We start from the raw sequence: 12,324 nt of genomic DNA, 5'->3' as shown, positions 1-12,324 counted from the left end.
AGTTACACGCGTATGGTTTGCCTCAGACCGACTGTGGTCGAGCTTTCGGGCAGCACTATGGCTGGAGACACCGAAGTTGTGAAATTTAAAATGCCCATTGACGCGATAGCTTCAGGCCGCATCGCGGATCGTGCCGTTTGCGGCCTCGCCCACGTGGAACACGGCGACTGCGCCGTGTAGCGCGTGCGCTTGCTCCTTCAGCGTATTTGCCGCTGCCGCCGCCTGCTCGACGAGCGCGGCGTTCTGAAGCGTTGCGTCGTCGATGTGCGCAATCGCGCGGCCGACCTGCTCGATGCCGTCATTCTGCAAATCAGAAGCCTCAGCGATCTCGCTCATGATCTGGTTGACCTGGCGCACGGCGCGCAGGATTTCGTCCATCGTCGTTCCGGCCCGGCGCACCTTGTCCGATCCGTCATGCACGCGTTGCAGCGAGTCTTCGATGAGTACCTTGATCTCCTTCGCCGCGGTCGCCGCGCGTTGTGCGAGCGAACGCACTTCGGTCGCGACCACCGCGAACCCGCGTCCCTGGGTGCCGGCCCGCGCTGCCTCGACGGCCGCGTTGAGCGCGAGGATGTTGGTCTGAAACGCGATGCCTTCAATGACGGAAATGATGTCGCCGATCCGTGCCGAGGCGGTCGAGATGCCGTCCATTGTGTCCACGACCTCGCGCATGCTGTCGCTGCCGCGTGCGGCCACGTTCTCGGCCGTCGTTGCGAGACCGCTTGCTTTCTTCGCGCTGGAGGTGTTCTGCCGCACGGTGTCTGTCAACTGTTCCATCGAGGCGGAGGTCTCCTCAATCGACGCCGACTGCGATTCGGTGCGGGTCGACAGATCGGCATTACCATCCGAGATTTGCAGGCTTGCACTGAGCACGCTATCGGCATGCGTGCGCACGCCTTCGACGACCTCGCGCAGCGCGTCCCGCATGCGGTCCATTGTCGCGAGGATGCTGTCGCTGTCACCGGGCCGCACGCGCACCTCGTGGACAAGCGAGCCTTCGCGGATCGCATCGGCAAGCCTGCGCACTTCGTCGGGTTCGCCGCCGAGTGCCTTCGTGATATGGCGTGTGATGAGCCAGGCTATGACGGAACCGATCGCGATCGCCACAGCCGTGAGCGCAACCATCAGGAACTCGAATGTGCGGCCGACTTCACGTGCCGCATGTGCCTGTATCTGGTTCAGCTTCTCTTCGAGATCGATGAAGCTGTTGACGTCATTGAGCCATTCGACGAAGGACGGTGCGGCAGAATCGAGCACGACCTGCTGCGCGCCGGCCTGGTCGCCAGCCTCACGCCTCGCCAGCACGTCCGCGATCAGCGGCGTTGTTCGTGCCTCGTCCGCTTCGATCTTTGCGAGAACAGTGCGCTCCTCGTCGGACGCCTTGGAGCGATCTGAAACCATCGCGTCGAGCGGCGCGGCTGCCTGTCGATAGTCGGCGTCAAGCGCACTTACGTGACCGGCCACGCCGGCCACCCGGGCGGGCGGCACCAGCACGGCGTCACGCACCGCGATCGCGCGGTCGTGCACGCTGCCACGGAAAGCGATGGCGTAGGTTTCCTTGACACTGTTGACGTCGTTGATCGTCGCGAGGCTCGCATTGATCATATTGACACGTACGACGCCCACTGAGGTCAGCGCAATCAGCACGAGCAGCACAAGCGCAAAACCGCTCGCGACACGGGTGCCGACACGGAGGTTTGGCAGCACGAACATTTCCCCGATCCTTTCTATCGTTTTGTTGGGTCGATGTTCACATATCAACTATGCGGCCGTGAAATGCTTATCGTTGATTGATGCGATTAACGCGGCCTATCGGGCGGCTCGGGTATAGGGCCGCTCACACCATCCCCAGCAGTTGCACTCTGCATCCCCGGCCTCTATTGCTCACTCGCATCCGAATAGCACGACCGAGTGCGGCGATGTCAGTGCCAGCATCGGCTCCCGCCCAGGGCATATCAGGGGCATGGCTCAAAGCAGCGACGACGCGTCTATACACGCGGTCTATTTCAATCTGGCGCGGCCGATCGGTTCACACAGATCGGCATCGTTAAAGCAATGGTTATGTTCGCGAACGTCGCGATTCACAATCCATTGCCTGTTACGCATGACGGCCTCTTTCACTGCGCATAATCTCTATGCGTATTGCATATGCTGCACCGCAGTTGCTTCTATCTTCCAACGCATGCGATGCTTTCGATGCTTTTGATGCGGTAGTACCGTACCGGACCCGCATGCCGCAAGCAGACGGCATCGGATGGCATCGCGCGACGAGACCAGTGAAACGCCCATACACCCAGGAGGCGACATGAGCATCCAGTCACAGTCTCATATCAGCGCAGCGTCATCGAGCGACGCGCAATTCGTCGAACCGTCGTTTCAGGCATCCGCATGGCGGTTCTCTCCGCATCTTTCTCACAGTCGAAAGCACATCACGCGACAGCGCTCACTCACTGCGATCCGCGCGGCCTGCATTGCAACCCTCGTGTTCGCGTCGGCGAGTGGCCTCGCCGATACCCAGGTCGGCGCAGCGTTGCCGCCTGCACCTGACATCCTGTACGGCGATCTGTTCGTCGCCGTGCAGACCGCGCAGATTTTCAGCGATCAGAAGACTTTCGTAGACTCGACGCCGAAGATGAACCCCGCGACAATCGTGCAACTCTACGAAGCACAGAAGAACCAGCCGGGCTTTTCGCTGCTCACATTCGTGAACCAGTATTTCACGCCGCCAGTCGACCAGAGCCTCACGCCGCCGCCCAACCAGAGCCTGCGCGAGCACATCGACTGGCTATGGTCCGGTCTTACGCGCATGACAACGACCGCGCCCGACTTCAGCTCGCTGATCCCGCTGCCCAATCCCTACGTCGTGCCGGGGGGACGCTTTCGCGAAGGCTACTACTGGGATACTTATTTCACTATGCTTGGCCTGCAGGAGTCGGGACGCGAAGATCTCGTCGACAACATGCTCGACAACTTCGCGTACATGATCGACACCTTCGGCCATATCCCGAACGGCAATCGCACCTACTACCTGAGCCGGTCGCAACCGCCGTTCTACTCATACATGGTCGAACTCGCTGCGCAGAAGGAAGGCAACAAGGTCTATCAGAAGTACTTGCCTCAGCTGCGCAAGGAGTACGCGTACTGGATGAAAGGCGCAACCAGCACCGCGCGCGGCAGTGCGACGCGCAACGTCGTCGTGCTGCGCGACGGCACCGTGCTCAACCGCTACTGGGACGAGCTGGACACGCCGCGCAACGAGTCGTACATCGAGGACGTCCAGACGGCGGCGCAGGCCAGCGGGCGTCCGGCAAACGAGGTCTACCGCGATCTGCGCGCGACCGCCGAAAGCGGCTGGGATTTCAGTTCGCGCTGGTTTGGCGACAACCAGAACCTGTCGACCGTGCGCACCACATCGATCATTCCGGTCGATCTGAACAGTCTTCTTTTCCATCTCGAGACGACGATCGCGCGCGGCTGCACCATCAGCCGCGATTTCGGCTGCGTCGCGCAGTTCATCGGCTACGCGGGGCGCCGCGCGGAGGGCATCAACCACTACCTGTGGAACAACAAAGGCTACTACGGCGACTACGACTGGCAGCTCGGCAAGGCTCGCGACAATCAGACGCCCGCGATGCTTTATCCGTTGATGGCGGGCGTCGCCTGGCCTGACCGCGCATGGAAAACCGCGCAGACCGTGCAAAGCGTGCTGCTCAAGGAGGGCGGTCTCGCGACGTCGACGTACAACACCACGCAGCAATGGGACGCGCCGAACGGCTGGGCGCCGTTGCACTGGATCGCGATCCAGGGGCTCAAGCGCTATGGACGCGCCGATCTTGCAAAGCCGATCGGCACGCGCTTTCTCTCGGACGTTGAAAACGTCTACAAGACGCAGCAGAAACTCGTCGAGAAGTATGTCGTCGAAGGGGCGGGAGCAGGTGGCGGCGGTGGTGGCGAATATCCGTTGCAGGACGGCTTCGGCTGGACCAATGGCGTGACATTGATGCTGCTCGATCTGTACGGCAACGGCCAGTAATGGATGCGGCGCCGACAACGGCGTCAAGATCTGCAACTTACGCTCACGGCGCTTCGCGAGCGGACCCGGCCCGCAGCAAATGGGCCGGGGCCGCGGTCAGTTGCCGCTCGACCGAACGACGCCTGCATGGCGGCTCAACAGTACAACTGACATTCGCGCGGATAGCCGCCCACGTCATTGCGTGACGCGGCAGGATTTCGCGCGACCCGACGTTGGCGACCGAACCTCATCGAGTTAATCCGGATACCCCGAATCAAAAGCCGTGTCGGACAAAAAGCGTTGCGCCTGTACTGTTCGAATGGAAAACAGCAATACGCGCCGTGGCGGAAAAGACCCAGTCGTCGACAGTTAACGACAGCCTTCGCTGCGGTCCTGTACCGAGCGTCAAGGTCGCGTTCGCCGACTGGACGATCGAGAGCTGCGGCGCCGTCGACGGAATCAGATGGAGAACATTCGATGCCGGTTGCGCCGCCGCGTCGGACGCTGGCGTGACATTCCCGGTGCCGAACCGGAAGTCATGCTTCAACTGTACGCTATAGAAGTTCTCGATTTGCGTATAGAACGGCCCACCCTGATTCGACGAGTGTTCCATTTCATAGCGCTGCAAATAGCGTCCCGGCGGCGGAATGGGCGCGACAACCTCCACGGGCAGAGTTGCAATGTTCGCAACCGTCATTGCTCCGGGCGAGTCGATGGCAACGCCGCCCGCGAACGCCAACCCACTCTGCACAAAGAAGATAACGCAAACAACCCTTTCGTTCAGGCACGTCATGAGCATGCCTCCAATGAAGGAATTGAAACGCCACACTACTGAGCGTTATGCCCAGACCGACCGTGTCTGAAAAGACACGCCTCCAGCTTCGCTTGCATTTACACAGTGTAGTCAGTCATTCGCGCTTGGCTACTCCAATGTGCACAGCGATGAAGGCGACGAGCGACATCGCGCCGGGTACCACGATGCCGCTCTTTATGATCTAGCACTCCGCGTGCCGCGCCGGAGTGGGCCAGCGCCGGCACGATTGACACGTCAAGCGAGTGACTCTTGTGGGCCGCTGCGCGGCGAGGCGATCCTTCGAAAGCTTTACAATGATCCAGATGAGTTCCCCTCTGCAACAACGCCGAATGCCAGACATGCTGACCTCCTTTTTCTGGAGCGGCGACGCCATCCGCAGTCGACGCGTGAGCGACCTCGTCCTATCAGGCAGGGTCGACGTGCCCGAGCCGCCTCGTCACCTGCTTGCGGATTGGGACAGGGAGATATCGTCGCACGTGGTGCTGGAGCCCGGAGACGTCGAGGCATTGCCTTTGGCAAGAGCGCGGGCGCGTTGGCCGGACTACACGCGTTGCGTGCAGGCAGTGTCCGATTGGACGCACGCGCTTGGAATGCCCGAGGTGCTCGCCTCCAGTGACGTAGCCCTCATGGCCTGCCGCGGCGCCAGGTATCACCATGACGGCAACCAGTATGGCGGTGCGGCCTTTTGCAATCTCTTCCTGAGCGAGGACAAGGGACTGGACGTGCATTTTCCCTCTACCGGCCATCGCATTCCTCTGCGCCGCGGGACGGTTGTGATCTTCGATACTTGCCAGCCGCATGGCGTCATTCGGCGCGACAGCAGTGCTTTTGATGCGGCCGACTTCGCGACGGATCAGGATTGCATCCAGATATTCCTGACCTGGGAGCTTCCCATCGAAGATGCCCACGTCGCGCAGGCGCTCAAGATTGCATTCGACGTCTGCCCTTCGACCTCGTCGCAACTCGATGCGGAGCAAGTCCTCGTGGACCACGAACAGGCCATCGTGTGCCCGGACTCGGGGCGTTGGCGCCGCGCTGAGTAATCGCCAGCCAAGGCCACTGCGCGCTGTTGCGGCGACGGAATGGACGGGCTCATGCTTAACGACAGCCGCCGTCCGCCTGTATGATGGCGGGCTCGCGCCCGCCGCAAAAGCGGCAGCGGGCGCCAACTTTATCCATTCACAATGATCCGGAGGAAGACCGTCATGACGGCCGCTATGCAATTCGATCAGGTTTCCGTTATCAAACGCGCCAACGTTTACTTTGAAGGCAAGTGTGTCTCGCACACTGTTCTTTTTGCCGACGGCACGCGCAAGACGCTCGGCGTCATCCTGCCCGGCTCGCTCAACTTCGGCACCGACGCGCCGGAACTCATGGAAGTGCAGGCAGGCCAATGCCGCATCCGCCTCGAAGGCAGCGATGTGTGGACAACCTACGGCGCGGGCGAATCTTTCCACGTGCCCGGCAAGAGTCGCTTCGATATCGAAGTGATCGAAACGCTCGACTACGTCTGCAGCTATCTGTAAAGACAGTTCCGGTCAGCCTCTCTCACGCCGAACACGGCCAGGTTCCCGGCTGAAAGCGGTTCGCTCGCAATTCAAGTCGAGCGTGTCAGCGCCCCGGCGATCCATCTTCCGTGCGACCTCATCGAACCGCTCTTCAGTGGGATCGAACACTTCGGCCGGATCGCCATGTCCTTCGACAAACTCGCCGCCATACCCGACCCGGCGGCGCGCCGACGCTCAGCAGTTATACGTCCGGATCCAGGCCGGCGCCAATGCCGTTTGAGTTCACCTGTCCTGGATCAGCCGGCCAAGTGGGGCAAGCGGGCCGACCGGCATCAGCTCATACGTCATGAGGCCATCAGCTACCAGCGGCAGCGCGTCCAGCGTCGCCCGAGCCTGTTCGACCGACTCGACGTTCATAAGAAAGATCGGCCCGGCCTTCTCACGAAACCAGAACTGCTCGACCTTGCCCTCGAGATAAAGCTTGAGTGTGGCCGGGACCTCGTTCGGCATGTGCTGCTGGAGCTTGTCGGGTGTGAGGGTCGGTTGCGCGGATGCGATGGCAAAAACTTTCATGAGTGATCTCCTTTGAGAACTTCGTTGCGGCATGCAACGGGGACCACTGTAGCCTTCGAACTCAAAAAGCTGTATCGTCGTAAATGACAACTTTAGGGTCATTCACGCCATGCGCATCGCCGTACTCGCCCTGCAGGGACTATTCGACACGGGCCTCACCGTGATGCTCGACGCGTTCTCGCTGGCGAATAAATTCTCGGCCGTGCAAATGGGCGGACGACCTTGTTTCGACGTGTCGTTAGTAGGCGTGCGCAAGAAGGTCCGCTCCGGACAAGGACTGACGATCCCCGTGCAACCCGTCATGGCAGACCTGAAGCCGGACTGGGTGATCATTCCGGCGCTCAACACCGGGACGCCGGAGCAGTTGGTCCCGGCTCTGGGACGGCCGGATGTGATTCAGGCCAAAGCACAACTGCTGAAGTGGCATGCGCAAGGCGCTCTGCTCGCTGCGTCCTGCATCGGGACGTTCCTCGTGGCGGAAACTGGCCTCCTCGATCATCGGCAAGCGACCACGACCTGGTGGCTCGGTCCGTTGTTCCGGCAACGCTACCCCAATGTTTTGCTCGACGAGTCTCGCATGCTCGTGCCGACAGACGTGGGGGTCACTGCTGGCGCAGCGATGGGGCATCTCGATCTTGCGCTCTGGTTGATACGCCGCGCCAGCCCCGAGCTGGCCGCACTCGTTTCGCGCTACCTGCTCGCCGATATACGCTCCTCGCAAGCGCCCTACATCATCCCCAACCATCTGGCTCAGGCAGATCCGCTGATTCAGCGCTTCGAATTGTGGGCGCGAGACCATCTCAAGGCAGGGTTCTCGCTGCAGGAAGCGGCCAGCGCACTGGCCACGAGCGCACGTACGCTCCAGCGGCGTTGCCAGGACGTGCTTGGCAAATCGCCGCTCGCCTACTTTCAGGACCTGCGGGTCGAGCATGCGCAGTCTCTCCTCCATGGCAGCGGCCTGGGCATCGACGCCATTGCAGCCGAGGTGGGTTACGTCGACGGCGCAACCTTGCGCACGCTCTTGCGCCAACGCCTCGGAAGAGGCGTGCGCGATCTGCGCGCCGATCTGCGCTGATAACTTGTCCGGTCAGCAGCCGCGAGACGACAGCAAACTTGATCCCACCGGCCGCGGAAATCAAAGACTTACACTCGCAAACGACACCATTGGTGAGATCAGAAACGCCGATACTTGAGATTTTTCAGCAATCGCTCAGCAATAAATGAGGATATGAAGTGTACTGCGACCCTATTTATTGCTCTTGCACGGTCTAATCCAGTGTTGCCACAGCGTAGCGGAGATACCACCGGGGATAGGCAAGGAGGGGCAGTGTATGTCCCTCCACTGCTCTTCCTCGATCGTGTAGGCCTCATCAATTGCAATCTTGAGGTTCAACCCCGCGAACGGATGCCGTCCAGACTTCACGGCGGCGTGAACATAATGGTATCTGCGATGCGCCTCGTTCCGTCTGCGCTCGCTGAGCGTTGCGAACGCCTCGTCCTCCTGCGCGGGTGTCGCCCCGTCTTGAGAAAGAGGATGGACTACGCTCTCGTCGACCAATTGCCAGAATGTCGCAAGTGGCAACATTCGCGGCCGGCCGCCGGAAGCGGCAAACCGTTAATTGTGTCAAATTCAGACAATCGATTCTTTTGGAACCATCCTTCTTCGCGTAGCGAAACAGGATTTGCGTTCCGCGCCAGTTTCGTCGACTTGGATATTCCGCTGCGCGTCCTATACTGAAAGGGAGCCGCGCGGAAGCCGGCCCCTGATGCAGAAGCGGACGAGAAATCGTTCATTGGGGCGCGGTAGCGGGGCCACGGAAACGCCTGTGTGAAAAGCGCAGGCGTTTTCTTTTGCGGCCCAGATGACGACTACGCCGCAAATGCGCACACGTTCACCAGCGCCGCTATGTGCGAAGTGTGGCTGCGTCCGCATGGAGCGGGTGCAACGCAACCTACCCCGGTCACACTGAATGAGTTTGGCGGGAACGACGCGTTAGGCTGAGCCAGCTCAGAGAATTCCGGAATACCTACATCCCCGAACAGCTTCTGCAAGGCATCGAAGCCTCGTCGTCGCATTGCAATGTCCGCGGAGGATAGCGTGTTCGCTGACACGGTCAGTAGACGGGAACCGGTAGGCTGCGTTGGTTGAGGCCCAGTCCTGACACGCGAAGGGGATCATTTTCCCATGCCGGTCCAAAGCTGTTTTAGCAGGGTTACGAAGCGGCGGAGCAACCCGACGTCCTGGAATTTGCTGTCCTGAACCTCCAGATCGCACCACGACCGATCAGCCGTCTGTCGTTTGCCGGCCATCTCGCTCGCATACGGGACATGACGTATGCCAGGTTAGCGCGTTTCGCGATGATGAGGTGGGTAACTACAAGCCGGCAAACCCGTCTTGACGGATTGGGTCAGGAGACGGCCGCCGCTCGTCATGACCGGTCCGCGCGGTCGCCATGCACGCCCTGATATCATCGAAGACAGGCTCGGCCTTGCGTCTGCGCCGCCGCGTAGAGCCGGTCTGCGCCCTTGCCGCCCGAGCCTTTGTCATGCCCAATCATGCCAAACGTCGCGTCCACACCGTCCTGTTCGGGGCGTTCGACCGCCATAACTTCGGCGATCTGTTGTTCCCTCACATCGTTGCACGGATGCTCGCGCCGAGCGACGTACTGTACGCAGGGCTCGTTACACGCGACTTGCGCGCGTGGGGCGGTCATGCCCCATGCGCGTTCGCAAACCTCGGCGCGTGGTCGCGCGGAAAATCGCTGAACGTGATTCATGTGGGCGGCGAGCTGCTCACGTGTAACGCATGGGAAGCCGCAGTCATGCTTGCGCGGCCCGAACGGGTGCGCACAATGATTGCAGAAGAGAAGCAATGGCGGCGCGATCCGCTGGCATGGGCGATGGCGCATCTCGGCACGGCGTCGCGTGCGCCTTATATCATTTCAACGGCTTCGTTTCCCCAGGTTTGCGTGAACACGACCTCTTTTCACGCGGTCGGTGGCACGGATCTGGACCGCCGGGAACCCTCTTTCCGCAATGAGGTTCTGAGCAAGCTCAGGCGTGCCGCGCATCTCAGCGTGCGCGATCGGCAGACGCAGGCGCATCTGCGCGCAGCCAACATCGAAGCGCCGCTCGTACCCGACCCTGTCGTCATGGTCGCGGAGTTGTTCGGCGCACGAATACAAGAACGGGCGGCCGGCGATGCGGTCAAGCCGCTGCGCGACGCATATCCGCAAGGCTATGCAGCGTTGCAATTCGACGCCAGCTTCGGCGACGATGCCACGCTCGACGTCCTCGCTTACCAGATCGGGCGCGCGGCAAAGACCAATAGGCTGGGTGTGGTCATGTTTCGCGCAGGCGCCGCGCCCTGGCACGATGACCTCGATGTATATCGGCGTCTCGCTGCGCGTCTGCGCGGCACGCCGGTGCACCTTTTTACTTCGCTGTACCTCTGGGACATCTGCGCGCTCATCGCGTACGGCCGCGTGTACTGTGGCAGCAGCCTGCACGGACGGATCGTCGCGATGGCCTTCGCGCGGCCGCGCGTCAATCTCGTTCATGCAAGCGAGGCACAGCAGTCGACGAAGCAGGCGGCCTTCGCCGCAACGTGGGAGCCGCAAGGCATCGCCGCGACGACGGTCGCGGATGGTCTCGCCGATGCAATCGGCACCGCGCTGGAGACCGATGTAGCACTTATGCGCCATACGGCCGCCGATATGGCGCGCCGCTATCGCCTGGCATTCTGCGTGTAAAGCGGGGGACGGCGGGTTCTGTCACCTGTTCGCAGGAGTTGAGACATTCACGAAGCACGCCGACATCAACTTGCCCAAAATGATGTTTTTTCGTAGCGATTTTTTGACGCGGCGTTTGCAATGAGTCACCCGACGTGTCTCGCCGGCATCGAGAGAAAAATCGAACCCGTCGATATTCTCGCCAATGCCTTGCCAGTCGACTTCGGCTTCACGGGGGCCAGCACTGCTTCGCGACTTCCCGCACTGCCTGCGCACCGGTGCTATCCGCCATGTCGGCCGGCGTCACCTTGATCATCAGCAGCCGCTCGTCCAGAGTCGACCGCCATCGTCAGCGACTCTGCAAATTATCGCTCCGGCCGATGACACGGCGAACAGAAGCTTAGATTGGTGGTCCCTTAACTGAATGAAGCGGACCTGCTAGCGTCCGCCTAGGTGTGCGATCGACCCACCGAGACTTGCCGTTCCCGGAAAGTCGCCGGCCACTCACGTCGAACGATGCATCGGACACGCGTTTTTTTCGCTCATTTCGCGGGCGCCGCCGAAAGCGGTTCGAGCCCAGTCTTCGAAATCGCGGGCGCGGCGTCCGGCGACGACAGAAAATGGATCAGCGCCTCTGCCCCGGCTGGATTTTTCGCATTTGTGGCGATGCCCCCGGAGTACACCGTGTACCGCTGCACTTCTGAGGGCAAACTGCCGACCACCGTCACCCCCTTCACCGGTAACAGTTCGACCACCTGCTGAATTCCGATCTCAGCTTGTCCATTGGCGACGGCATCGGCGACCTGCCCGGCCGGAATCATGCGGCTCTTGTTCTCCATCCGCCCCGCGATGCCGAGACGCCAGAACAGTTCGTTGCCGACATAGACGCCACTCGGGCTGTCAGGATAGACGATCGACTGCGCCGCGAGCAGCGCTCGCCGCAATGCGTCGATCGAGCTGATATCCGGCTTCGGCGTCCCCTCGCGAACCACCATGCCGATTGCCGAGCGTGCGAAGTCCACCTTACTGTCAGGCAAAACCTTGCCGGCACTAATCTGTTCGTCGAGCGCATACCCAACCACGATCAGCACGTCGGCCCACTCGCCGCGCGCAAGCCGCACAGGGATCGCATTCGCCGCCGTACCCACAGCGGGCCCCCAGACGGTGATTAGCTTACGGCCGGTCGCCGCCTCGAACTGCGGGCCCAGTTCGCGATAGGCCGACGCAAACCCGCCAGAAATCATCACCTTGACTTCGTCTGCCAGTGCGGCCCCCCTGCACAGTAACGCGCCCGTTACGCAGAACGCGAGTGCGCAAATCCTCAGCTTGCGGATGGTCACGGCCCCGCCCCATGTCGATCGGATGACCTAGTCTGCATATGCATCGAGTCCGGATGCTAGTCATGATGGTAGCCGGCATCAAGTGCGGCCGCGAGACTGCCGCAAACCTGTCAGTTCACTACCGCGGTCGACGCGCGCTGTTCCAGGTCTTACGGGCATTAGCGTCGACGACCGCCCCACGACGCGTCTTGGATCCGCTATAAGACGAACCGGTCCTCCATCCTTCATCGTAGTCCGCGCCGATAGCCGAGTTTCAGTGCGCCATCATGACAAGGAATGTCTTGTGCATTGGTACGCGGACCAGAGTGGCGCGTCCGAGATTGCGAACACGGGCTCGGTGACCCAC

9 protein-coding genes and 1 pseudogene are annotated in these 12,324 nt (G+C 61.2%); 5 read left to right on the top strand and 5 right to left on the bottom strand.

Translation table 11 applies throughout. The annotated features are described in order from the left end of the window. Positions 1 to 111 precede the first annotated feature (111 nt). Positions 112 to 1,713 carry a methyl-accepting chemotaxis protein gene (locus P0D89_RS27360; RefSeq protein WP_408362648.1) on the bottom strand — a complete coding sequence of 534 codons (1,602 nt, stop codon included), beginning with the start codon at positions 1,711 to 1,713 and terminating at the stop codon, positions 112 to 114. A gap of 592 nt (positions 1,714 to 2,305) precedes the next feature. On the opposite strand from P0D89_RS27360, the gene treA reads away from it, so the two are divergent. Next, positions 2,306 to 4,033: an alpha,alpha-trehalase TreA gene (gene treA, locus P0D89_RS27355; protein ID WP_408362647.1), complete on the top strand. Its 1,728-nt coding sequence runs from the start codon at positions 2,306 to 2,308 to the stop codon at positions 4,031 to 4,033. A gap of 253 nt (positions 4,034 to 4,286) precedes the next feature. On the opposite strand, the gene P0D89_RS27350 is transcribed toward treA, so the two are convergent. Next, a complete protein-coding gene (locus P0D89_RS27350; RefSeq protein WP_408362646.1) occupies positions 4,287 to 4,805 on the bottom strand; it encodes a hypothetical protein in 519 nt (172 codons plus the stop codon). A gap of 350 nt (positions 4,806 to 5,155) precedes the next feature. On the opposite strand from P0D89_RS27350, the gene P0D89_RS27345 reads away from it, so the two are divergent. Together P0D89_RS27345 and ppnP are read left to right on the top strand one after the other, a co-directional pair. Next, entirely contained in the window at positions 5,156 to 5,869 is a 714-nt protein-coding gene (locus P0D89_RS27345) for a hypothetical protein (protein WP_408362708.1), read from the top strand. 162 nt (positions 5,870 to 6,031) lie between these two features. Beyond that, positions 6,032 to 6,352, top strand: coding sequence for a pyrimidine/purine nucleoside phosphorylase (ppnP, locus tag P0D89_RS27340; RefSeq protein ID WP_408362645.1), 321 nt, complete (start codon positions 6,032 to 6,034; stop codon positions 6,350 to 6,352). 264 nt (positions 6,353 to 6,616) lie between these two features. Here ppnP and P0D89_RS27335 read toward each other — a convergent pair whose 3' ends face one another. Beyond that, a complete protein-coding gene (locus P0D89_RS27335; RefSeq protein ID WP_408362644.1) occupies positions 6,617 to 6,907 on the bottom strand; it encodes a hypothetical protein in 291 nt (96 codons plus the stop codon). 109 nt (positions 6,908 to 7,016) lie between these two features. Between P0D89_RS27335 and P0D89_RS27330 the strand changes: the two genes are divergently transcribed. After that, positions 7,017 to 7,982, top strand: coding sequence for a GlxA family transcriptional regulator (locus tag P0D89_RS27330; RefSeq protein WP_408362643.1), 966 nt, complete (start codon positions 7,017 to 7,019; stop codon positions 7,980 to 7,982). A gap of 933 nt (positions 7,983 to 8,915) precedes the next feature. On the opposite strand, the pseudogene P0D89_RS54810 reads toward P0D89_RS27330, so the two are convergent. After that, positions 8,916 to 9,217 (bottom strand): annotated as a pseudogene (locus tag P0D89_RS54810) (IS4/Tn5 family transposase DNA-binding protein). A 236-nt stretch (positions 9,218 to 9,453) separates the two neighbouring features. Here P0D89_RS54810 and P0D89_RS27320 point away from each other — a divergent pair. Then, entirely contained in the window at positions 9,454 to 10,659 is a 1,206-nt protein-coding gene (locus tag P0D89_RS27320; protein WP_408362641.1) for a polysaccharide pyruvyl transferase family protein, read from the top strand. A gap of 521 nt (positions 10,660 to 11,180) precedes the next feature. On the opposite strand, the gene P0D89_RS27310 is transcribed toward P0D89_RS27320, so the two are convergent. Beyond that, the gene (locus P0D89_RS27310) at positions 11,181 to 11,978 is read right to left on the bottom strand and encodes a substrate-binding domain-containing protein (RefSeq protein ID WP_408362640.1); all 798 of its coding nucleotides are present in this window, start codon (positions 11,976 to 11,978) and stop codon (positions 11,181 to 11,183) included. Positions 11,979 to 12,324: the final 346 nt, after the last annotated feature.

The sequence above is a fragment of the Paraburkholderia sp. RL18-085-BIA-A genome (assembly GCF_046027075.1).
Classification (GTDB): Bacteria; Pseudomonadota; Gammaproteobacteria; order Burkholderiales; family Burkholderiaceae; genus Paraburkholderia.
Note: the sequence above shows the minus strand (reverse complement) of the source record. Positions and strands in the feature narration are given on the sequence as shown.